Origin of the sequence: Porphyromonas uenonis DSM 23387 = JCM 13868 (assembly GCF_000482365.1) — a bacterium.
In the GTDB taxonomy this organism is placed as follows: Bacteria; Bacteroidota; Bacteroidia; order Bacteroidales; family Porphyromonadaceae; genus Porphyromonas; species Porphyromonas uenonis.
The window spans coordinates 30,099-53,911 of record NZ_KI535306.1 but is presented as its reverse complement, the minus strand read 5'-3'; the positions used below and the strand labels follow the sequence as shown (position 1 = coordinate 53,911).

Sequence of the window (23,813 nt, the reverse complement as noted above, 5' to 3'; positions counted from 1 at the left end):
GCATTATAAAAGCTGAGAGCCTCCTAGAAATACTAATTTGCTCGCTAGGCTTTGCTTTTAAGCCAGCAAAAAGCTGTACTTTTGTCCCAGTAGAAGCTGTCCAGCCCCTGGGCGGGGTGCAACAGCTCCTAACACGCTTACAAATCAATGTATATGGATCGGATCACAACATCACAGCCTGCTATCGTTGATGCGACTGTCCTGCACAACGAGCAGGTAGCGCCACGCTATCACCTACTTACCCTAAGACTAGAGGTCTCCTCGGGCGATACCTCGTGGCTACAAGGTGTAGCGCCTGGGCAGTTTGTACAGGTAGACTGTCGCCCTGCGGAAATACTCTTGCGGCGCCCCATATCCATATACAAGTGGTCTAGAGAGGATCTATGTCTAACGCTCTTGGTGCAGCGCGTAGGGCGTGGTAGCAACTATATATGCGACCTAAAAGAGGGGGACAAGGTGAATATTGTCGGACCTCTAGGAACTCCCTTTGCCACAGACCCCACGATAGCTGGCGAGCGCCCGCTCCTAATCGCTGGTGGGGTGGGGATGGCACCCATCATCATGCTCGCTCGTCATCTGCAGCAACTATCGGGAGTGAGACCGCACCTGATCATAGGCGCTCGCACCGCTTCCTTACTGATACTGCGTGATGAGATAGCGCAGATCGGCTGCTCCTACAGCTACACGACTGATGACGGATCATATGGCACGCGGGGGGCCGTCCTAGCGGCTCCTGAGCTAGAGCTAGACAAGTACTCTATGGTCTACACCTGCGGTCCTCGCCCTATGATGCGTGCTATCCACAACTGGGCAAAAGCGCACAACGTGCCAGGGCAGGCTTCTCTCGAAAATCTCATGGCTTGTGGCGTGGGAGCATGCCTATGCTGTGTGGAAAACATTGCAAACCAGGGGAACACGTGTGTCTGTACGGAAGGCCCTGTCTTTAACTTTGATCAACTATTATGGTAAGCACATCGGTCAATATAGGGGGAGGCATTACCCTGAAGAATCCTATCCTAACTGCTTCTGGTACTTTCGGATATGGGCTGGAGTTTGATCCATTTCAAGATCTTAATGAGCTGGGTGGATTTATAGTCAAGGGGACTACGCTACACCCACGACAAGGCAATCCCTATCCACGTATGGCAGAGACGACGGCAGGCATGCTCAACTGTGTGGGGCTGCAGAATAGGGGAGTGGACTATCTCGTAGAGCATATCCTCCCTCAGCTAAGTCACTACGATACAGAGGTTCTCGTCAATGTGAGTGGCTCTACGATAGATGACTATGTGGCTTGCGCTGAGCGACTAAACGATCACCCAAAGGTGCGCGCCATAGAGCTAAACATTAGCTGTCCTAATGTCAAAGAAGGCGGTATGTCCTTTGGCGTCCACTGCGAGAGCGCCTACGAAGTGGTCTCAGCGGTGCGGAAAGTTTACAAAGGGCACCTGATGGTCAAGCTCTCGCCCAATGTCACTGACATTACAGCGATAGCTCGCGCTGCCGAAGAGGCTGGTGCAGACAGTCTCTCTCTGATCAATACGCTCCTCGGGATGGCGATCGATGTCAAGACTCGCAAACCGAAGCTATCCACAATCACTGGAGGTCTGAGCGGCCCAGCTGTCAAGCCTATAGCCGTCCGTATGGTATGGCAGGTGGCGCAAGCTGTATCGATCCCAGTCGTAGGACTCGGTGGCATAGTCTCTGTGGAGGATGTGGTTGAGTTCTTACTAGCTGGCGCCACAGCCGTACAAGTCGGCACCTACAACTTTGTAGAGCCAGATATTGCCTCCAAGCTTGCTCACGGACTCTCTAGCTATCTAGAGGAGAATCATATATCAGACGTCAATGAGCTGATCGGAGCTTTGTCTTGCTAATTCTCGCTAATCTCGGACAGCCTTACGAGATTCTTGCTGAAATTTAGTGAGCTGGTAGGAGCTTTGTCTTGCTAATTCTCGCTAATCTCGGACAAGCCTTACGGAATTCTCGCTGAAATTCTCGCCAATCTCGGACAGCTTTACGAGATTCTCGCTGAAATTTAGTGAGCTGATAGGAGCTGTGCTTGCTAATTCTCGCCAATCTCGGACAGCTTTACGAGATTCTCGCTGAAATTTAGTGAGCTGATAGGAGCTGTGCTTGCTAATTCTCGCCAATCTCGGACAGCTTTACGAGATTCTCGCTGAAATTTAGTGAGCTGATAGGAGCTGTGCTTGCTAATTCTCGCTAATCTCGGACAGTTTTACGGGATTCTCGCTGAAATTCTCGCCAATTTCGGATAGCTTTACGGGATTCTCGCCGAAATTAGAATGGGATTTATGTTTAGTTAAGAAAATCGATACTGGGGGGGGTAAGTTTGTGGAATTCCCCCCCTTTTTGCTTAACTTCGCACCGGAAGCGAGAAAACTACTCACTTACGCATCACGCATCGTAATTAAAAACATAACTCTATGGAACTACAAACCTCAATGAGCATTCTGAACAAAGAAAAAGCTAACCAACGAAAGCAGAAGAGCTTTGCAATGCCTAGACTTATCTCACTAGTGCTGTGCATGAGCGTACTGCTACTGGGAGCATGTCGTAAATCACCTAAAGCTCCCGAGCAGACAGCTACGGAGGGCAACCTGAGAATACAGCTGAATAACCTAGGAGTGGATCTGAGAGGTGCTAGTGATGACCCCATATCTGTGGTAGAGAAGCTAGATTTATACTTTTTCTCCAGTGAGTCTGAGCCTGCAGAGCGCACAGTGGTGGCTCACCGAGTCTTTAGCAAAAATGAGCTAGAGACTAATGGCCCCCTATCGATGTCACTTCCCGTTTCTTCCTACTATCTAGTCGCAGTACTCAATGGTACGCATGCGGTTCAAAACACGTTTGGGCAGGGTGCGTCTTGGAGCAAACTCAAGTCTGTTTATAAATGTGAGGAGCAATGCAATGTCTCTCATGATAAAGTTACTTCTGTCGTGTGGAGCAATGATCAGGGTCCCATAAAAATTGAGAAGAGCGCTTTTGACAAAGGAGCATCTCCTGTACAAGTGCCACTCACACGCACGCTCGCTCGCTTGAGGATGTTTGGAAATCCTAAAGTGCCTCAGTATATGTCGATTGACTTGACTAATGGAGGAACATTCACAATAGGCAGTCGAGCTCTTAAAATCTTCCTGATGCGTGAGCTAGCACCACTCATCGGTACCCCAGAGAATGTTATGGAGATGCCTGGAGATGGGTCCAGCTATGCTAATCGATATGCCTATTCTCTTGGTTATGATAAGATCGCCAGCAGTGATCCAAATGAGCATAAGACACTCCTTCAGGCTTACAGGCTCGTTAACGAGTCTAAAACGATTTGCAATCTAGAGTCTAGCAAGCTAATTCCTAAGACAATAGATGAGTGTGATCTAACGAAGCCAACGTACTACGTAATGGAGACGACCGTCGACCCTAATCACTATTCTTATTACTTCCTCCCTTCTGTACTAGTGGGCTACAAAATTTATCCTATGAGCTTAAGCACACTTGAAGGCTTTAAGGCAGACGAGGGATGGGTTAGCTTCAATGGACGCTACTATCGTGGTCGAGACTTTACTGCTTATCTGAAAGCGATCTACGAGCGCAACAAAGCTACGAAGGATCAGAAGCCTACTGTAACCATACCCACAGGCTATCCCAAAGACTTACAGGTTGTATGCGAAGACTATGTCAAGACTTCTGGTGATAAGATGTTCGTACCAGCTGTTGGATATAAAGGGGAGCTCTATCCAATAGACTTCAAGGGCTTGCGCTACTACCTGCGGAGCTACAACTACTATTATCTGCCCATCGAGCACGCCTCAGGTCAGGAGGGTTATGGGCGCTACGGCATTGTCCGAAACAACGACTACCGCATTGAGATCAAGAGTATTTCAGACTTTGGCTCTCCTGTCTTGATGCAGGTTGTGGATCACCCTGAGGAGTATACGCCTAAGAGAGCAATCACCGCTACACTGACTCTCACACCACTTACAGATCGCGAAAGTACAGCCGATCTGTAACCTCTCTCCTTGCACCTTATATAATATGTAGGAGGTGTAACACGGCTAATAAGACGACCACGAAGGAACATCTAGAATCCCTCGTGGTCGTCTTTTGTTTACTCCTAAGTTACCAGACTATTGTGGCGTGTCGGCCCTTTTTAGACGGAGAGAATCGATTTCTTTCGTATATTTGCTGACGTATTATTTCCCTTCTTTAATGAGAGTTGTAGCTCTCTAGGAGCTTTTTGTTGGGCTACCATATTCACTTAGCATCGCCATATGATTTTATCTACTGAGACCTTTCTGATTATTGGATCCGTTGTAATCTTTGTTGCTATCCTACTTGGTAAGGTAGGTGCGCGCTTTGGGGTACCTGCACTGCTTCTCTTCTTGCTGACAGGTATGCTCTTTGGGGTTGATGGCATCGGCATCCAGTTTAGCAATATGAGGGGGGTGCAGTCCATTGGAATCGTGGCGCTATCGATCATTCTCTTTTCGGGTGGTATGGGTACCAAGCTCTCGCAGATACGCCCCGTGCTAGGCGAAGGTATTGCCTTGAGTACTATCGGAGTCTTGCTTACGACACTCTTCACGGGATTGCTCATCTTTGGCGTGACGCACTACCTCTTTGCTTCGCTCACCTTCTCGCTACCTATCGCCATCTTGCTGGCTGCCACGATGTCCAGTACCGACTCGGCCTCGGTCTTTGCCATCCTACGTTCGCAACGTGTGCATCTCAAGGAAAATCTCAAACCTCTCCTAGAGCTAGAGAGCGGTAGTAACGACCCGATGGCTTACATGATTACTGTCGCGCTGATCGGCTTCGTCATGGGAGGAGAAACATCCCTATGGGGTGTGGCTGGGAGCCTCGTACTACAGTTTTTCTTTGGAATCATAGGCGGCTTCCTCTTTGGGTGGCTATGCGTCAAGATGCTCAATAATCTGAACATTCAGAACGAAGTTCTCTATCCCATCGCTTTGCTCTGCTTTGTCATGATCACCTACGTGAGCACGTGGTATATCGGAGGCAACGGTTACCTAGCCGTCTACATCGCTGGTATCTATCTAGGGAATAGCAAAATAACAGCCCGAAAGTCGGTGTACGGCTTCTTCGATGGTATCACCTGGCTCGTACAGATTATACTCTTTATCATGCTAGGACTATTGGTCAATCCGAGCGACATGCTCCCCGTATTGATCCCAACGCTACTCATTGCTGTGCTAATGATGTTTGTAGCCCGTCCGCTAGCTTGTTTTGTGACGCTGCTGCCATTCCGTAACCTATCCTTCAAAGCTCGTCTCTTCACCTCCTGGGTCGGTCTGCGTGGAGCCGCTCCGATACTCTTTGCCACCTACCCCGTACTGGCCGAGGTGCCTCAGTCTAATCACATATTTACTATAGTCTTTGTCATCACGCTGGTATCGCTCATCTGTCAGGGTATGACGATCACGCCTGTCGCTCGTGCGCTACACCTAGCGGAGCCCGCTCCTCCCGAAGGTTACTTCATGGGAGTTGAGATCCCTGAGGAGACTAATACAAATATGGAGGAGCGTGTAGTCGTAGAGGAGATGCTGACCAAAGGACATCTACTCAAGGACCTTGCGCTCAATCCCGAAGAGCTGGTTATCCTCGTACGTCGCAACGACCGCTATATAGTGCCAAAGGGAGGACTACACCTGCATCCTGATGATATCCTGCTCATCGTCTCTGAGCGCCGTGAGGCTGAGACTACCAAAGCAGAACTTCCAACTACAGACCTCTTCACTCGCTTACGCAAGACGCTCGGACAGGTTGCTAGTCGCAAGGCTAAGTAAAGGCTCTAGTGGCTTTCGTATGGTAACTGAGCTCAAAGGTCTTAGAAGCGAAGAGGTGAGCGGTAAATGGGGCTGCTTCGTCTAGCTACGCTTAGATAACTCTCTACCAAGCCTGCTCCCCGTGACGAGCAAGTATTTTCGCTCCTAGAGACTAGAGTGCGGCTCCTAGTTCGTCTCCTATATATGCAAGCTGATATTAGAATTAGAACCAAGAGGCTCAATCGCTGAATTTAGAAGGTTGAGCCCTTCTGCTATGCTGTCGCAATCCGCTAGAAATCATCGGAGGAGACTGTTGCATAAAGGCGAATCGCAGTGTTGCTCTCGGGATTCGGCTTCGGTCACATACGGAGGTATGCTCCCTTCAGGCCTCACCCTCAGCGCCTTGCGCTTCATTCTTTCTGCAAAGTCAGGACAATCTTGCTTGCAAGATTGTGAGACTGTTGACTTTTGCAACAGTCTCCGGAGACAAAAGCTAGTTAAGCTTCAGGACTGACGCATTATAACCAGCCGTCTAGGAAGGAGCAGCATATGACGATAACTAGGGATGCTCGGTCCGACTATCGCTACAGAGTGGCTACGGAACCTTTCTGATTACACCTTCCTCCCGAAGAATTGAATTTCTACCTAGGGATTTGCCCAATAGCTACTTAGGAAATCAAAAATTCCTCGGAGGAATCAAATGAAACTTCGGAAGAATCAAATCATAAGTCCGAAGAATTTGCCCATTTCCTAGGTAGGAAATCAGAAATATCCACCGAGCTATTTGAAAATTCTTCGGGAGCATCTGAAACCAGCTCATTTTTTATGTGTCAGCCCTGAGCTAAGCTTAAAGCTTCGGCGTAAAATCAGAGCCTCTCGTTAGGGCGTCGTTTTGCTAGCCCCCAATCCTTATTACTAATTTATCGTCTCTTGTGACGCTCTCGACATTGATCTCGACTAGTTACTAGGAGTCGGCATTGACAAAGCAAAAAACAGAAGCCAAAAGACGATACAAGTCGATCACAATTAAACAAGGCATGAGGCTACAAATGAATCATGTCGAAGCGCAATACAACTCAACCGCATCACAACTGTATTGACAGAAACTTAGCATCATAATAACCTCGGTGGTTATCACAGTTGAACAATGGAAGATTTACTTGTGATATCTAGCGTTTCACGATATTATAACCGTCTGAGAATTATATTCTATTGATTAGTTATGAGACACTTACAGCATATTTGATAAGCAGTAGGCTGCTAATATCTGATTGTGTATTGATAGGTAGCAGCTCTCCCCTACTCTATTCTGCTAGAAAGCAGCTGTAACTGCCTATTGGCCAGTTTATAGGTTTCGATATGTGGAGATGAGATATAAGTGGAAAACCGTACGCTATCCAGCGAATCCACTCCAAATAGCACCTCTCTATCACAGGATGACTTGTTATTTCAATTGTATTTGCTACATTTGTATGGCAATACATTTCTGTCGGCTGTAGCACCTAGTGTTACAAATGAATATGTGATAAAGAGAGAGACTATGTTGATCGAATCAGAGGGAATTATAGAGCGTGTACGCTACATGATGGAGTCTATGGAGCTAAACGCTACAGCTTTTGCGACAGAGGCGGGTATCACGCCATCTGTCATCAGTCATATGCTCAACGGGCGCAATCGTCCCACCATAGAGACGCTGAATAATATCATCGCCGCCTATCCATCGTGGAGCTATGAGTGGCTACTCTTTGGCAAGGGAGCCGCTAAGCGCGAAGAGGCGAAGGGCGCCACGACCTCTTTAGAGGGCACGCTCTTTGGCAGTTATGAGGGAGGCAGCTCTGCGTCTCTTCAGCCAGCACAGCCTGTGCAGCGGGAGCTCGCGTCTGAGCATACTTCACAGAGTCAAGGAGCGCCCTTTCCATTTACCAGAGAGGAGGTTGAGCAGATACGTCAGATGCTTCACCAGCCAGATGCTCCAGAGCGTGAAGTTCACGAGATACGCATTTTTTATAGTGACGGGAGCTACGAGATATTCGTTCCTCAGAGCACTAAGAAGTAAAAGCTGCCTCGTACAGTCAAAAGCAAAGGCTGCCTACTTGATCAAAAGCAGACAGCCTAAACGGTTGTATCTAAAAAAGGAAGCACTACTCCCCTTTCTCGGCTAAAAGAAGCTAAGCCCGCCCCCCTTTAGCGAAATACTTTGTCGTAGTGGAAGGTGAGCGTCAGGGAGAGCATATGGCTCAGACGGCTCTGCGTAGCGGTGCGATGGTTCCACCAGAGGGCACCCTCGAAGCGCAAGTCTCCGAAGCCCGAGAGAGGCACGTCTAGTGCTGGATAAACGCCCAGTCGCCATTGATCGTCTGCTGTACGAGCTGACGAAAGGAGCGGTCCTCCGTATGGCGCATAGTAGTTGTGTCCGTAGGTAGCATCAGCCGCTAGGCGAAGGAGCTTATGTCGCCAAGCCAAGCGACCATAGAGACCATATCCAAGAGGTGGCTCAGGCTTGCCGTCACGTAGCGAGGAGCCCAAAAAGTGCAACGCACCTTCGACCGTCCCCTGCGAGGCATATCTATATTGTGTGGTCACCCCAGCAGCTCCCGCCAGATAGGTGTGTAGCGTGTCTGGTGGTGACATCTGCTGTATCTCGCCTGCCCGATGATGAGCCGTGGCTTGACAAGTAAACTGCACGCACCAAGGCTCCTTGTCGTAAAGCCTGTAAGCAGTCGCCAGCAGTGCTGCAAAAGCCTCTTGATGAGTCTCGCCAGGGAAGATAAACCCTTGCCAGTCCACAAGCGCCTCTAGGTCAAAGCGTGGATAGCTTAGCTGGATCATCGCACCCTGCGCAGGATCCCGTGTGAAGCTGTACTCAGGGTCGTAGAGCGGAGAGACGAGCGAGAGCGTCCCGCCTTGATCGACGGTAGACGAGGCGACACCTCGTAGCGCTATCGTCTTAGCCCCGAGGAGCGTCCCCATCGAGACGTTGATATGGTCGTTCGGCTTGTATTGTAAGGAGAGGATAGGACGCAGATGCACGCCACTTCCCTGCTCCTCAGGCTTGGCCCCCCAGTGTGGCAAGTGGTCGTACCAGCCTCCTCGTGGGTAGCGCTGTGCACCTAGTAAAGTGAGGCTGTAAACCCCACCAACGAGTCGCACCTTGCGATGCTCCAGCGCCACTGTGGGGCTCAGCTGCCATCCAGGGAGCGTATAGCCGAGCTGATAGTCAGAGTGGTACTCATTATTGCGAAAGAAAGTCACTGCGTCTACCCCTACGCGCAGATGCACCGAGTCCACGCCCAGCTCCGCAACGTTGCTAGCGCAGAGTACGGAGATCGGGGCTAGCAGTAGTAGGATCGCCCCCAGTAGCTGTCGCGCCTTCATTACTTTTGACGGACGAAGTGGTAGAGCTGTGCGCTCGCTCTCATCGGCGTAAAGAGAGAGCGTATGTGGTAAGAGAATCCCACGCCAAAAGCTTTGAGCCAAGTGACCCAGTTCATGCGCCCACCCTGCTTGTAGCTTTCGCTCAGCAGTGCAATGTAGTAAACATCTAGTCGCTGCGGGCGAATCTTCTTTAGGGAGAAGTGGTGCGCCTCCACCGTCTGCCGCATCGAGTGTGGTGTAAAGTGCCACAGATGTCGCGGCACATCGTAGGCGGCCCATAGCTCTCGGTAATAGCTAGCGTCAAAGCTCTGCGCATTAGGCACAGCGATGCAAAGCGTTCCCCCAGGCTTGAGAAGTTTATCGTAAATTTCCAGCTGATCGGCCAAATCTGGCAAATGCTCCAAACTATGCCACAGACAGATCAGGTCTAGCTGACCAGATAGATCGGTGTGCGCCACAAGCTCTTGTGTCGTGGCAAAGAGTTGCTCGCTGGGAATCTTCTGAGCGCACAGCTCTCGTGCCGCTTTGCTCTGCTCCACGACATAAGCCTTGCACCCTCGCTCCTGCATAGCATTGGCAAAAGCTCCGACACCCGCTCCGACCTCCAGCATCATCTGCGGAGATGTCGCACAGAGCTTGCGAGCGGTCCGTACACGCCGTCCTATGCGGTAACGCTTTACTGCACGATAGATGCGGGCCATATCGCCCCGCCCCTCAGTCTGATGGCTCAGATAGTCAGAGCTGTCGTAGTAGTGTCCTAGCTCCTCTGCAGGAGGCGGCGTCAAGGTCTGTAGCAGTCCGCACTGGTTGCAGCGCCCTATCGCATACCGCTCATGCGAGACCAGATGATCCTCACACTCCCACAGCTCGGTGTAGCTGCTGTTGTGGCAATGCGGGCAAGTTTGCTTAGAGAGACTACATGCGATCATAGCGAAGACAGGACTTATTGGTTGACACCCTTCTTTGCTTCCTGCCATAGCGTCTCCATCTCCTCTAGCGAGAGGTCGGTGATGCTTTTGCCATGCTCCTTAGCGGTCCGCTCAATGTACTCAAAGCGCTCGATAAACTTACGATTCGTGCGCTCCAATGCATTGTCTGGGTTAACCCCATAGAGACGAGCCGCATTGACAATGCTAAAGAGCAAGTCCCCTACCTCAGCTTCTAGATCATCGGCACTCCCCGAAGTCATCTCCTGCTCAACCTCCTGAAGCTCTTCGCGCACCTTTGCCCAGACCTCCTCACGCTCCTGCCAGTCGAAGCCGACGGCACGCGCCTTGTCCTGTATGCGGTACGCCTTGATCAGTGCTGGCAGAGCCGACGGCACGCCCGAGAGGACCGACTTATTGCCGTCCTTCTCCTTTTGCTTCACCTGCTCCCATAGCTGCACCACCTGACCCGCATCCTCGACCTGCTCAGTCGCATAGATATGCGGGTGGCGAAAGATGAGCTTGTTGCACAGCTTGTTGCACACATCCACAATGTCAAAGTCCCCCTGCTCATCTCCTATGCGAGCATAGAAGAGGACATGCAGGAGCACATCGCCCAGCTCCTTGCACACCGCATTCGTATCACCTTGCTGTAGTGCATCGCTCAGCTCGTAGACCTCCTCGATCGTGTTAGCCCGTAGCGACTCATTCGTCTGCTTGCGATCCCAGGGGCAGTGGGTACGCAGATTGTCGAGGACATCCAGTAGACGGGAGAAAGCCTCCAGCCGTTCATCTTTGCTGTGTATCATAGCTTGTCAGTTATTACAGTGCAAAGGTACCACTTTGAGGTCAAAGCACCTCGCAACCAGCCGTGCGACGAATCAATCCTACAACTTTCCAAAAACTTCCCAGCGTTGGAACCGAAGAGTTCCTCCCTTGGAACTGAAAAGTTCCAGCGTTGGAACTAAAGAGTTCCTCCCTTGGAACTAAAAAGTTCCAAAAGGAGAACTACTTTTGGAACTCGTATATGATACGAATAGAGTGTGTTACAAGAGGTGTGTACAGCCAAGGCTAGCTTAGCTTAGGGGAGCGGCGTGATGTGCTTGATGCGGAAGGAGGGCGAGTGGAGCTCGGTAAAGTGGAGCAGTAGTCTGCGCAGGGTCTCGTACTCTGCGGGCGCGAAGCTATTCGGCGTAAAGCGCTCTAGATCATATCGTAGGAGTCTCGGCAAGGCGCTCTGTAGCTCTGGCGTTAGCGGCACGGAGTAGTCGGTTCGGAGCGGGAGTATCGTCCACTGCTCTAGGTCTAGCCAGTGTGTCTTGTAGCTTTCTGAGTCCAGGCTTCGCATCTCTAGCCCCTCGGGGAGGTACCCTTTGGCACGCAGTATGGAGACGAGCAGGGCTAGGTCAAAGCCTTGTAGCTCTTCAAGGCTCTCGATGCGGTCTAACTGGTCTAGGGCTTGCACTACTATGTTATACAGCTGCAGATCCTCTGGCTCTTGGGCGAGTAGCTCTCTGAGGAGCTGTGCGAGGTAGAGGAAGTAACCGCTAGCGGCTGGACGCTGAGCTAAGGGGAGTGCACCACGGACGAGCTGTACTTGACGAATGAGCTTGACGGGCTGACTGGCGGGTGAAGGGGTCGTAAGCTGCAGGCCTCGTAGCGGTTGGAAGAGGTTGGTTGTTGCTCTGCTCCTGCTACCGATAGGCACGGAGAAGGCTGCAGCCCCCCACAGGTCGGTGTAGAGCGTAGCTATGAGTGAGCGGTCTGAGTACGGGATGACACGCAGCACGACCCCCTCTACCGTGGTAATCATAGGCGTGAATTGGTACTCGGTGTGAGCAGGGGCAGTAGCTCCCGCAGGTCTCTGATCTCAAGCACTGAGTGGTGCTGCTGGTCATATTCGGGCATCGGGACTTGCCATAGGTTGTACCAGACGGAGTCGATGCCACTATTGAGTGCACAGATGATGTCGCTCGGCCAACTGTCCCCGATGACAAGGGCTTCCTGACGACTACACCCTACTGCTTTCAAAGCGTAGTCTAGGAAGGCTGGCGCAGGCTTAGGCACTCCGACATGGTCTACCAAGACCACCTTGTCAATGTAGGGCGCCAAGCCGGAGCCGTTGATCTTGCCGTACTGCGTCTCTTCAAATCCATTGCTCACGATGACGATCGTGTAGCTACGATGTAGCTCTGCGAGCACCTCGAGGGCATGTGGGATAAGTCCCGTCTGTTGCTGCACATAGCCGATGAAGCGCTGATTGAGCTCCCTGACTTGCTGATCGCTCCACGAGACCTGCCCCCGGAGTGGATAGCGCAGACGGTCTAGGAGTAGCTGCTCCTTGCTGATATACCCCTTGCGATAGTCGTCCCAGAGCTGCTCCTGATGGGGGAAGTAGACGGCGAAGTAGTCCTCAAAGGTAGCGTAATAGGCTCCCCACCCTTCCTCATCGTAGAGTCTGTGTAGGCTCGCCTTATTATTGTCGAAGGTGGCCCAGAGCGTGTCATCGAGGTCGAAGAGTAGTGCTTTGTACTTCATTGATTTTGCAGGCAAGAGATCTGTCTTATAAAACTTCAAAGGGGAGGTGTCTTAAGCACCTCCCCTTTTGCTAAATGTAGTGTGTCGAGAGACTGATTAGTAGATCTGTACGACTAGTATCTTAGAGAGACTCCAGAACTCCTTAGGATTGGTGATCTCAAGCGTGAGCATCTTGTCCTCGCCCTTGACGAATCGGTAGCTAGACTTCGGGTGCTTGGTCTTGAGCTCAGCCTTCTTAGCGTAGACAGGTATCGAGGTAACTCGACGCAGGTCTATCTGCGTGAAGTAGTCTGACTGGTAACCCTCGGTGACTACCTCGCCATTGCGGATTATGTTCATATCCTTGAGGTCGCGAGAGGTACCGATACAGTAGCGGACCGTGTTGAGCGCAGCATCCTGACGCTCTAGCTCAGCTTGCTGGGCAGCAGAGGTCTTGCTTAGATTCTCCACATTGCTGTGCAGGTCTGTGACCATAGAGTCGAGGACACCGATAGCGTAGTTCTTGCGCTTGAGCTCCTCAGTGAGATCTAGGATCTCAGCGTTCTTAGCGTTGAGCTGCTCTTGTAGCGTGCCGATGGTGCGCTGTAGGGAGGTGTTTTTGTTACCAGACTGAGCGAGCTTCTTGTTTAGGAGCGCTATAGTCTGACGGTTTGACTCTAGCTTCTCATTGATCAGGCGCAGATTGTCCTCGATCTTAGCGCGCTGAGATTGTGGTAGCTCGTCATTGGCATTGAGCGAGATCATACCCTCTAGTTGCTGTATCTGAGCGAAGTTTTGGATCACCATATTGATTAGTGAATCCTGCTCAGCAACTTGCGTGCGGAGAGACTGCAGTTCGGTGAGCTCGTTTTGGCGCTCTTGGTCTTCTTGGCTGTTCTTGTTACAAGCCGTGAGCATCAGTAGTGATAGTACCAATGCTGAGAAAGTGAGAGATAGTGACTGTTTCATAATTGTGTAGTTGTATCTTCTGATGTGTGTTTATTGTTCTTCTTGGAAGGCTTAGTAGGCGTAGCACCAGCGATGACTATGACAAACTCCCCGCGGGGGGCTGTCTCGGCAAAGTGGTCGCTCAGCTCTTGGAGGGTGCCACGTCGCACCTCTTCGTGTAGCTTCGACAACTCACGGCAAGTAGCGGCCTGTCGCTCAGCGCCGAAGTATGTAATCAGGTCAGAGAGCGTACGGCAGACTCGGTATGGCGACTCATATATGATGATGGTGCGGGTCTCCGTGGCTAGTGCGGTGAGGAGTGTCTGTCGCCCTTTCTTGACTGGGAGAAAGCCCTCGTAGCAAAAGCGTGACGTGTCTAGTCCACTAGTTACTAAGGCTGGGACGAAGGCGGTAGCTCCAGGCAGGCAGGTGACCGTCACGCCAGCGTCGATGCAAGCTCGTATGAGCATAGCGCCTGGGTCGTTGATCCCCGGCGTACCAGCATCGCTAATGAGTGCCACGGAGGTACCCTCGGCAATGCGCTGCGCTAAGCGCTCGGAGGTCTTGTATTCGTTGAACTTATGGTGGCTCTCCATAGGCTTCGCTATCTCGTAGTGCCGCAGCAATACGGAGGAGGTGCGAGTGTCCTCAGCTAGGATCAGATCAGCCTCACGTAGAGCCTCTAGTCCACGTAGGGTGATATCTCCAAGATTGCCTATAGGGGTCGGGACGACCGTCAGTTGAGCCATTGTAGTTAGACTGAACTCTTGACTGGCAAGAGATATTTACGGTGCAAACTTACGAAAAACTAGTGGAATCAAGCATTACCTCCTAAATCTAAACTAGAGAAAAGGTTGTCTACAAGGTCTTTACGAGAGTATGGACTTATTCAGTTTTACCCTATTCTTGGAGTGTGACTCCGTAGATCTCCCCTGCGGCAGCAACAAACGAAGGCATATCGCCTTGCCGTAGCTGTACCGTGAGGTGGTACTGGGAGGTGTAGTCCTGAGCGACAATCTCGGCGCCGTGGTTCTTGACCAAGAGCATGACAGGTCCCATCAGATCCATCTGAAAGCTGAGCGTCACGCCACTATATAGGATGACCTCTCGGACTGTTGCCTTGTCTAGGACTAACTCGGTCGTGGAGCGATAGGCATCGATCAGTCCACTGGTGCCGAGCTTGACGCCACCGAAGTAGCGGACGACAGCCACAGCTACGTTGGTTAGGTCACGAGAGATCAAGCGCCCTAGGATAGGCTTGCCCGCTGTGCCTGAGGGCTCGCCATCATCGTTGGAGCGAGTCTCGTACGCTTCGTCGCCATAGATCGAGTAAGCCCAGCAGACATGCGTCGCACTGTAATGCTCCTTGCGAAGCTCCGAGATACGCTCCAAAGCTTCCTCAGCACTAGAGACTGGATAGCAGTAGCCGATGAAGCGACTACGCTGTATGTTTTGCTCGGCAATGGCTGGCGACTGGATGGTATGGTAAAAGTCTTTCATCGCTAAGACCTCCTCGTATTAGTTGAAGTTGGGTTGCTGCGAATAGTCGCTCTCCAGTATGTTGACGTCCCCACTCTTGTGGTACTGCACGCCATCAGCTCCTTCGGCCGTGATGACATAGTAGTAGACCCCGCTCGGCACAGGTTTGCCTCGGCAAGTGCCGTCCCAGCCACCATTGGGGTCGCTCCAGCTGTAGATGAGTCCGCCCCAAGCGTCGTAGATGCGAGCTTCGAAGGATACGAGCGACTGATGAACCACTTGAAAGAGGTCATTGACGCCAGGACTGCTAAAGGGGGTAAAGACGTTGGGCACCTCAAGTCTAGAGCTTTGCACCGTCACCACGACTGGCTGAGAGGTGGCTGTGCAACTAGCCGTGCGATCGCTCGCCGTGCCGTAGAGTGTGTAGGTACCCATCTTGTCAAAGGTGTATTGAGCTTGTCGTCCGTTAAACTGCATTACGACAGGAGCGTCCTTAGAGATGGTAGCTCCCTCGGCAATGATGATTTGGTAAAGCACTGCCGCTGGCTCATTAGCGACCAAGTCTATCTCCACTGTAGCGGGAGCGGAGAGACTAGAGGGGAGCTGCCCCGCATTGCTTGCGGTCGAGTCGGCAGCCTGCGACTGACCAGAGCTGACCAGCCGATAGCGAGCGTGTAGCTCGACACGATGAGCTTGTAGCACGGGGCTCTCTATGGGCAAGCCGTACTGCTCTGTCACACCTTTGGTAAAGCGGTCCCCAATGATGGCAAAAGAGGTGTCGCTCAGCGGAGCTATCAAGTGCCACGCCCCACCATTGGTCTCGGGGAGTAGCTCCTCCTTTTGCTCTGCGGTGAAGGCATGTGTCTCCTCTTTGTAGACGAGGTCTTGGTAGCGCACGACTAGCCCACGATCCGCCTGCATGGAGGCGCCTTGTAGCGTGCGGTAGGATATGGGCGGTAGCGGTCGAGAGAGGGTGAGTGTCACCTGCTGGCAAGGCTCCGCAGCGTCATAGTCTGCGGTCAGAGCGAGGTCTCGTAGAGAGACACGGCTGTAATCAAAGATCCAATAGTAGACTCGTGTCATCATGATCTGACTAGGCTGAGCGGTGAAGTAACCGCACTCCAGCTGAGCATTTGGCACGGTGACGGTCGTCCCTGCGTACTGAGCCGTAGCCACAGGCTGCGCCTCCTGTATCGATGTGGTGTAGCTGTAGAGCTTCTCTCCCGCAGCTATGGGAAAGGTCAAAGAGACCGCACCGCTCCCCTCTCCGGAAGCTGGATGATAAGCCAAGAGTCGCACCTGCTGCCCTGTGGGCGTGTAGGGCTGGCTCAGCTTGCCCGGACTAGCTGAGACGCTCTGCGCCGAGAGTGTCACGGCAGAGCTTATGAGTATGAGGAGTGATAGGATCAGGCTTCTAGTCTTCATATGGCGTGCTACTATAGATCATGTATTCAAGGGACCAGCTAGCTACTTGCGTCCACAGATTGTCTTGTAGTCGCAGTACTTACAGACGTCCAGTACTTTCGTTTGGTCAAACTTCAAGGCTACCAGTTTGTTTAGGTAGTGTATGACAAGCTCTTTGAGTTCGTCCAGAGCTACAGTTTCCGCAAAGCTTATCGCCCCTTCATCTGCTGGGATAGCGGGAGCTAGCGAATAGAGTGTAGGCTGTATCTCGCTAATCCCCTCCTCCGCTTGCTGCGCATAGAGCATCGCATAGAGACAGGACTGTAGTATGTAGCCTCCCAGCTTACAGTTGCTCGCCATATCACGCCAACCATCAAGTGTTCCTGTTTCTAGCCTCTCCACTGTCTTAGGCTTTTTGATAGCTCCTGTTTTGTAGTCCACGATGCGATAGTCTTTTCCATCGATTATATCCACTCGGTCGGGTTGACCCGTGAGGTGTATCGTATGATTCTGACCATTATCATCCGTCCACTCGAAGAGGAGGTTTGTCATCTTCGTCTCGCTAGCTAGCAGTTGGAGCGAATGACCAGCTTGGAGCAAGCGCTTGTCTATCTCTATAGCCTTGCTAATGTACCGTTCTAGGTCTGTTAGGAGGATTTCGTCGGGGGCACTCTTGTCAGAGACGATCTTTTTATAGAGCTCTTGTAGCTTGGCGCGGCTCACCGTGTGCTCCAGGTCTGAGACGTTGCTCGTCTTTTTCAGCCCTTTATAAAACCACTCCAGATAAGCGTGCACCATGGAGCCAAGCTCGATCTGCGTCACGACACCCGGCTCTTGGCGTGGCTCGCCGATACCTTTTATCTTCTTGAGGTAAAACTGGTAAGCGCAATTGTAGTAGGTGATCAAGTCGGAGGGAGAGAAAGTTTTCTCGCCCGAAGCTATCTGCGTCATGTAGAGATGCACCTCCTCGTCATTGTCGGCGACAGTGTGCTCCTGCTCATTCCTAGCATCTAGCGAGTCAGCATAAGTGGACTCATCTAGCGACAAGTTCGTCAGGTAGCGTATCTGGTCCACATAGCGCGAAGGCTCCATCGAGGAGATACTCTTAGGACGTGTGTCCTGGAGTAGATAAACCCGCTTAGCCCCCTGTATGAGGCGGTAGAAGTGGTAGGTATTGGTATCGTCCTCCGTACGGTAAGTGGTCATACCGAAGGCGCTCCGTAGCATATCGGGGATGAGCGTCGTGATATGGCTTGACTTAGGCAGGTCGCCTTCCTGCACGTTGAGCATGATCACATAGTCAAAGGTGAGCGTACGTGTCTCCAAGAAGCCCATCACCTGCAAGCCCTCCAGCGGAGCTCCCTCAAAGGGGATACTCCCCACAGCCATCAGTTGCTCCAAGAGATAAGCAACAGGCTTCGGGGCGTTTAGTAAATGATGCATGCCCTCGTTCGGCTGTAGCAGATTAGACACCTGCGTGACGTAGCGGACGATTTGGTCTAGAGCTTCCGATAGGATTACTTGATCTATCGACTCGTCATCCTCTGTCTCTGGTGTCAACCCTTTGAGCAGCTCTAGCAGCTGACCTATACGATCGAGTAGTCCTACCCCCGTGAGACTGGGCGTGAGCAGATCTAGTAGACGCTGTCGCACCGCTTCATCTGCATCTCCGGCAACCTCCTCTATGATCGTGCGAAGCTCTGACGCTGTGATGGCGTAGTGGTGCAGAGCGATCCGATCCATCAGCGCAGTCGTAAGGTCGCCAAAGAGCTTTCGTGTCAAGGGGGCTGTCAGCCAAAGCTTCAAGCGCGAACAGGTAAGCTTGACACGCTCCACCCTTGTCTCCGACGAGGATACGAGACCATATATATTAAGGTATCGGCGTATCCACGTCGCCACAGAGGTGTACTGGAGAGGATAGCCCATCGTCACGTTGAGCGAGGTGCAGGCAGGCTGCTTGAGCGAGTTCATCAGCGGGATGAGCGTCTTCTCATCGTTGAGCACGATAGCTATGCGTAGCTCCTCGAGCGCTGTGTCATCTTCCTGAGTGATCTCAGCGATGAGATCGTTGACCACTTGTGGCTGTTGAATGGTTGAGTTGAGCGAGAGCAGGTGTACCTCTGGCGCATACTTACGGGTGAAGTCTTCGTCTAGAACGACTCCTCCGAGGAGCTTGGCGTTTTGATCTATCGTACTGTAGAGATGCTCATTAAAGTCCCCATGAGCGTCTATCGAGACCCTCTGCCAGTAGAGCTGCACCTGTAGCGCATCGGCATCAGCGCTTTGGAGTTTCTTGATGATTGCCCGCTCTGCGGGTGTCAGGTTGTACAGTCCGACGAAGTTGACGAGACTAACTGCCGAACCGCTGTAACGCCGTAGCGCTCTGAGCAGATCATCACTTGTAAAGGTATCCTCCGCCACAATCCTATAAGCGCCTGCTCGGTAAGCGACCTTAAGATCGGCTAAACGCACATTAAATAGCTGGTAAATGTCTCGCCATACCGTGGCAAAGTGGCGATACCCTCCCTGTGGACTATCCAAGTCCTGGTCTGAGAGTCCGCGCCAAAACTCTTTGATAGCCTTTCGCTCCTCTTCGTCTAGATAGGTGTAGCTGTCTAGGTCATTTAGATTCTCTAGGTTGATCAAGAGCATCCTCACATCTGCCAAGGCTAGATCTATATCCTGGAAGTCTCGCAGCATGCGCTCCGTCTGGCTCAGGGAGAGCATCTGATCTGTCTCCACCTGCCCCAGCTTCTGATCGGCTAAGTATGTCGCATAGACCTCATAGAGTATCGAGATGAGAGCCGTATTGTCTAGGATAACCCGCCTAGACATCTCTGTGATCCACTCATCAATGGTGACGATACGAGGCAAAATCGTCGCAGGCTTATCCTGTAGCTGTGCCACCAGCTCACGCTGTAGGAAGGTCGCTGCACGCTTCGTCGGCACCACCACCAACTGATTCCTCAGCGGGACCTCACTAGAGCGCATTCGACTGACGACCTGCGAGAGAAAGCTGTCATTAGAAGCCATAGATACCCAAGACTAAAATGTTATTGCAAATATGTAGCCCCACCGATGGCCAGAGAGAGCCACTAGCCCAGCGCAAGTAGCCCAGTAAGAGTGCCAGGAAGAAGATCTGCAGCATCCCCATAGGGTTGAGGTGCATCACGGCAAAAAGTAGTGCGGGCAGGAGGATGACGGCCCATCGGGGAAAGCGCCTCAGCATCATCCACCCCATGAGCGCCCCTCGAAAGAAGAGCTCCTCGGCAATTGGTGTCAGCACCCCTACGGTGAGAAAGAGCACCCATAAGTTCGCACCCTCTATGAGCGTAGACTGCGCCTCCTGAGATGCCTTACCCCAATTGCGTAGCCAAGCGCCACCCCACGCCTCTGGCCAGACGGAGACAAGCGCTTCGTTGCCCCACGAGAGGAGCAAGTAGATGCCTACCGCGAGGATTGCGTAGAGGAGGAAGCGAGTCAACTTCACCCCCTTCAAATATTCCTTCAGCGATTCGAATGGGAGGGCTAGCAGTTCGCTAGGTTCCTGCGGAGCGGGCTGATGGTACAGCCATCGGTAGCCCCACAGGTAGGTCCATGTGGACAGGAGCGCTCCCCCGCCGAAAGCTACAATACCGACCAACGTGATCGGTAGCAGCGGATAGGCTAGCACAAAGAGGATTAAGGTGAAGAGGAGCAGTAAGACCAGCATCAGAGCACTCTAAAGTAATAGCCCAGCCCCACCGTGACGCCCAGCTCGCCCGCACGGCCATAGTCGTCGCGCACCGTCGTAGCAAAGAGGTCGCTCAGACCATAGTAGAAGTGTCCGCTCAGCGTGATTCTATGCCTCTTAGCTATGTCTAGGCTCAAGACGGGTCCGCCCTTGAGTCCCCACGAGAACTTGCTAAAGAGCGGATAGACATGCCGTCTCTTCACGACAGCTCTCGTCTCCTCGCTCGGCGTGGGGCTGCTCACGTCTCGTATGATGTAGCCCACGTTTGGTCCCACCTCAAGCCCCAGTTGAAAGTTGCCAAAGGGGTAGTAAAGGTGTGCCATCAGCGCCAAGTCAATGAAGTCCATATCTCTCGCAAAGCTGTAGGCGATCGGCTTGGTGTAGACCTCTCGCCAGCCACGCTGCTCGTAGGAGAGGCGCATCGTCATGCCCGTATAGTTCTGATTGGTCAGTAGCACCGCCACATAACCCATCGCCCCTAGGTGAGGAAGCATCTCCACACGTGGCACTAGGTCTAGCATTGAGCCACTCACACCTCCTCCGCCACCTATACGCACCTCCAGAGGCTTCAGTTGCGAGCGCTGAGCCTGCAGAGGTATGACTGAGGTGAGGAGCAAGAGGAGCAGTCCGCTCCACCATTTCTTAGGACTTCGCATAGTGCTTACTTACTCTGCTAGGGGGATCTGCTGACGTTGCTCCCCACGTGGACTATAAGTGATGAAGAAGAGGTTCAAGTTCGTATACCCCCCTCTCCCAGAGCTACGCCCTGTAATGGCTGGTGCAAAGAGGAAGCCCGACTGCAAACCATCCTTTGGTAGCTGATGCTGGAACTGCTGGAAGCCCCGACCATAGGACGATAGAGCTGCTATAAAGTAGCGCACCACGTCATATCCCAGTAGCGCATAGCTCGGGTAGCCCTCCTCTATATCACGTCCGTACCAATGCTTGTACGCCTCCCTGACGCGCTGGCTCTCGGGAAGATCCTTGTCCCAGTAAAAGGTGGAGAAGATCGTGGCTTGCACCTCTCGCAGGCGCTCATCTATCTCCCTGCCATAGGTCTGCCACTGCGGATATCCGAAGAGCTGATAGTCACTCGTCGAGAGCTGCGCATCACGCATTGCGTTTAGTACAGCCACAAGGTCCGCCTTCTTGCTAGAGTTGAGTAGGACCACGCACTTCTTACCGCTCTGACGAGGCCACTGTCCGATGGTTATCTCTCGCAGAGAGCGGCTCTGCGTGGAGATGCCAGCCTCACGACAGGCACTCTCGATCGCTTTAAACTTGTCCGCCTGATCACCCTCGCCACAGCGCACGAGTAGCACTTCGTACCCCGCATAGCGACGAGCAAAGGCTTGCTGCAATCGCTCCGTGACACGATACTGTGCAGGATTGAGCTGGAAGAAGTGGTCGTACAACTGCCCCTTGCCACTCTGCCATACGAAAGGCGATAGATAGACCGCCTGCTGAGCCTTAGCGTGCTGAGCCAGTAGCTCCACGCTCTGCTCCGAGTCTCCGCCGATGATTAGGTCGTATTGCTGACCCTCTTTGGTCTTGAGGAGTTGCTCCAGGGCTGAGCGATTGACAGCCGCATCGACTTGCAGATCAATGTTTACGCCCTGGCGCTGCAACCGCTCGATAGCGAGGAGCGCCCCCTCGTAAAAGTGTAGATAGCGACTAGGCTGTCCACTCTCTCGTAGGGGTAGTATCAGAGCCACTCGAACCTGCTCTATTTGCGTACCGCTTAGCGGGCTGGGCTCCTGCTTAAGCTTAGCCCCAGAGGCCACGACGAGTCGCTCCCCTACTGCGATCTGCGTATTCTGCTTCTGCGGATTGAGCTCGAGGAGCTGACCCATTGTCAAGCCGTACTTACGGCTAATGCCGAAGAGCGTCTCGCCAGATTGCACCACGTGAATGCCAGGCTCCGCTGGCGTGACCACAGGCGCCTCAACATAGATCGTGTCGGGCTTGCGCTGGGGGATTAGGAGTGTCTGCCCCTCACGGATGCCCCACTGACTGCCTTCGTTAAGCCGGTAGATCTCCTCCTCAGAGACTCCGTAGCGCTTGGAGATTGAGTAGACCGTCTCCAACTTCTTGACCACATGCCGTAGAGGCGCCTGTGCCATGAGCGTTGTCGTGACTAGGAGCAGGCTCACGCAGAGCAAGAGAAGGCGCTGTAATATCTGTTTCATCGGTTTATCTCTCTTTTTACTTAGACAAAGGTAGCATAAATAGCACTCTTGGTCAACCGTTTTCCCCAAGAGATTTTAGTTTCATACGGAGGAAACTTTAGTTTCATACGGAAGAAACTCCAGTTTCATACGGAAGAAACTCTAGTTTCACCTGGATGAAACTTTTGTGCCAAGGGGGCTGAAACTCCAGTTTCACCTGATGGAACTTACATCTTCTAGCCCTAAGGCAACAAAAAGTCCCCGTAGCAGGACTACGAGGACTCACAGATGTTCGTTTGACGAGGGGGCTATCGGGGGAGCTGCTCAGTGGCTAAAGCGGTCGCCACGTCGTGGTAGTGCAGCAGAGCATCGAGCGTCGGGGTGGCATCATAGGGGACGGCCGTCATGATGGGCTCAATGAGTCGCGCTATCTCGGTGAAGCCAATACGCTCATCGAGGAAGGCGCGCACAGCGACCTCGTTGGCAGCATTGAGCAAGCAGGGGATATTGCCGCCCTGTCTGAAGGCTTCGAAGGCGAGACCCAAGCAGGGGAAGTGGGCTGCGTCTGGCTCCTCAAAGTGAAGCGTGGTGCCGACAAAGGGCTGACGCGCTATGGGCAGTGGCTCACGCACGCCACCATGGAGTGCTAGACTGATCGGGAGACGCATGTCGGGGACGGCTAGCTGCGCCTTGACCGAGCCATCGGCAAACTGCACCATCGAGTGCACGACGCTCTCAGGGTGTATCAAGATAGAGATCTGATCTGCTGGGACGGCAAAGAGGTGGCACGCCTCCATCATCTCAAAGCCTTTGTTCATCATCGTCGCCGAGTCGATCGTCACCTTAGCACCCATCGACCAGCGTGGGTGATGTAGCGCATCAGCTACGGAGACCTGGCTTAGCTCGTCGAGAGGCATCTGCCAGAAGGGTCCTCCACTTGCCGTGAGCCAGATACGCTCCAGAGGGGTCCCTTCGCCCATCAAGCATTGGTAGATGGCTGAGTGCTCGGAGTCCACGGGGAGGATGCGCACACCGTGCTCCTGTGCAGAGCTCATGATGAGTTGACCAGCCACTACGAGGGTCTCCTTATTGGCCAAAGCGATCTCATGCCCGCTCTCGATAGCGAGGAGTGTGGGGCGCAAGCCCGCAAAGCCGACGAGGGCGGAGAGCATGACGTCGTAGTCGCTATGCTGCGCCAGTTCGCAGAGCCCCTCAGCGCCAACGAGCACGGTGCAGGTTAGCCTTTTGAGGAGTGCAGTGTGCTCTGTGGCGGCTTTTTCGTCAGCTACGACCACGACGGCCGGATGGTATTTCTCCGCCTGCTCTACGAGGAGAGGCACGTTGCGATGAGTGGTGAGGGCATAGACGGTGAGTAGCTCGGGGTGAAAGGAGATGACCTCCAGTGCCTGGGTGCCGATACTGCCTGTCGAGCCAAAGAGTGCGATGCGTCGCATAGTGT

At 52.7% G+C, this 23,813-nt stretch carries 19 protein-coding genes; 5 read left to right on the top strand and 14 right to left on the bottom strand.

What is annotated here, in order from left to right; genetic code table 11:
• Nucleotides 1-153 precede the first annotated feature (153 nt).
• The 5 genes from L215_RS0103935 (at nt 154) to L215_RS0103915 (ending at nt 7,860) form a co-directional block, all read left to right on the top strand.
• Nucleotides 154-969, top strand: a complete 816-nt coding sequence (locus tag L215_RS0103935; protein ID WP_238296468.1) for a dihydroorotate dehydrogenase electron transfer subunit — start codon at nt 154-156, stop codon at nt 967-969.
• The gene (locus L215_RS0103930; RefSeq protein ID WP_025883562.1) at nt 963-1,877 is read left to right on the top strand and encodes a dihydroorotate dehydrogenase; all 915 of its coding nucleotides are present in this window, start codon (nt 963-965) and stop codon (nt 1,875-1,877) included. The genes L215_RS0103935 and L215_RS0103930 overlap by 7 nt, the downstream gene beginning before the upstream one ends.
• Nucleotides 1,878-2,447: 570 nt before the next feature.
• A complete protein-coding gene (locus L215_RS09265; RefSeq protein ID WP_238296469.1) occupies nt 2,448-4,028 on the top strand; it encodes a fimbria major subunit in 1,581 nt (526 codons plus the stop codon).
• 261 nt (nt 4,029-4,289) lie between these two features.
• On the top strand, nt 4,290-5,825 hold the full coding sequence (locus L215_RS0103920; RefSeq protein WP_025883564.1) for a potassium/proton antiporter: 1,536 nt from the start codon (nt 4,290-4,292) through the stop codon (nt 5,823-5,825).
• 1,519 nt (nt 5,826-7,344) lie between these two features.
• A complete protein-coding gene (locus L215_RS0103915) occupies nt 7,345-7,860 on the top strand; it encodes a helix-turn-helix domain-containing protein (RefSeq protein ID WP_025883565.1) in 516 nt (171 codons plus the stop codon).
• 128 nt (nt 7,861-7,988) lie between these two features.
• On the opposite strand, the gene L215_RS0103910 is transcribed toward L215_RS0103915, so the two are convergent.
• The 14 genes from L215_RS0103910 to dxr form a co-directional block, all read right to left on the bottom strand.
• Nucleotides 7,989-9,179, bottom strand: coding sequence for a hypothetical protein (locus L215_RS0103910; protein ID WP_027451371.1), 1,191 nt, complete (start codon nt 9,177-9,179; stop codon nt 7,989-7,991).
• Entirely contained in the window at nt 9,179-10,156 is a 978-nt protein-coding gene (locus tag L215_RS0103905; protein ID WP_244869669.1) for a methyltransferase domain-containing protein, read from the bottom strand. The genes L215_RS0103910 and L215_RS0103905 overlap by 1 nt, the downstream gene beginning before the upstream one ends.
• Nucleotides 10,123-10,914, bottom strand: a complete 792-nt coding sequence (mazG, locus tag L215_RS0103900) for a nucleoside triphosphate pyrophosphohydrolase (RefSeq protein WP_025883568.1) — start codon at nt 10,912-10,914, stop codon at nt 10,123-10,125. The genes L215_RS0103905 and mazG overlap by 34 nt, the downstream gene beginning before the upstream one ends.
• A gap of 272 nt (nt 10,915-11,186) precedes the next feature.
• Nucleotides 11,187-11,918, bottom strand: a complete 732-nt coding sequence (recO, locus tag L215_RS0103895) for a DNA repair protein RecO (RefSeq protein WP_025883569.1) — start codon at nt 11,916-11,918, stop codon at nt 11,187-11,189.
• Complete coding sequence (locus L215_RS0103890; RefSeq protein ID WP_027451370.1) at nt 11,915-12,643, bottom strand: YjjG family noncanonical pyrimidine nucleotidase; 729 nt, start codon at nt 12,641-12,643, stop codon at nt 11,915-11,917. The genes recO and L215_RS0103890 overlap by 4 nt, the downstream gene beginning before the upstream one ends.
• 96 nt (nt 12,644-12,739) lie before the next feature.
• A complete protein-coding gene (locus L215_RS0103885) occupies nt 12,740-13,591 on the bottom strand; it encodes a Cbp1 family collagen-binding glycoprotein adhesin (protein ID WP_025883570.1) in 852 nt (283 codons plus the stop codon).
• Nucleotides 13,588-14,319 (bottom strand): 16S rRNA (cytidine(1402)-2'-O)-methyltransferase, encoded by a 732-nt coding sequence (gene rsmI / locus L215_RS0103880; protein ID WP_025883571.1) that lies wholly within the window; start codon nt 14,317-14,319, stop codon nt 13,588-13,590. Before rsmI ends, L215_RS0103885 begins: the two co-directional genes overlap by 4 nt.
• 151 nt (nt 14,320-14,470) lie before the next feature.
• A complete protein-coding gene (locus L215_RS0103875; protein ID WP_025883573.1) occupies nt 14,471-15,070 on the bottom strand; it encodes an IMPACT family protein in 600 nt (199 codons plus the stop codon).
• Nucleotides 15,071-15,088: 18 nt separating this feature from the next.
• Entirely contained in the window at nt 15,089-16,474 is a 1,386-nt protein-coding gene (locus tag L215_RS0103870) for a T9SS type B sorting domain-containing protein (protein ID WP_025883574.1), read from the bottom strand.
• A 42-nt stretch (nt 16,475-16,516) separates the two neighbouring features.
• Nucleotides 16,517-19,486, bottom strand: a complete 2,970-nt coding sequence (locus L215_RS0103865) for a PD-(D/E)XK nuclease family protein (RefSeq protein WP_025883576.1) — start codon at nt 19,484-19,486, stop codon at nt 16,517-16,519.
• Complete coding sequence (locus L215_RS0103860) at nt 19,476-20,165, bottom strand: CPBP family intramembrane glutamic endopeptidase (RefSeq protein ID WP_025883577.1); 690 nt, start codon at nt 20,163-20,165, stop codon at nt 19,476-19,478. Before L215_RS0103860 ends, L215_RS0103865 begins: the two co-directional genes overlap by 11 nt.
• Nucleotides 20,165-20,842, bottom strand: a complete 678-nt coding sequence (locus L215_RS0103855; protein WP_025883579.1) for a porin family protein — start codon at nt 20,840-20,842, stop codon at nt 20,165-20,167. Before L215_RS0103855 ends, L215_RS0103860 begins: the two co-directional genes overlap by 1 nt.
• 9 nt (nt 20,843-20,851) lie before the next feature.
• Nucleotides 20,852-22,375 carry a PBP1 and LysM peptidoglycan-binding domain-containing protein gene (locus L215_RS0103850; protein WP_025883580.1) on the bottom strand — a complete coding sequence of 508 codons (1,524 nt, stop codon included), beginning with the start codon at nt 22,373-22,375 and terminating at the stop codon, nt 20,852-20,854.
• A gap of 287 nt (nt 22,376-22,662) precedes the next feature.
• A complete protein-coding gene (gene dxr / locus L215_RS0103845) occupies nt 22,663-23,808 on the bottom strand; it encodes a 1-deoxy-D-xylulose-5-phosphate reductoisomerase (protein WP_027451369.1) in 1,146 nt (381 codons plus the stop codon).
• Between the last annotated feature and the right edge of the window lie 5 nt (nt 23,809-23,813).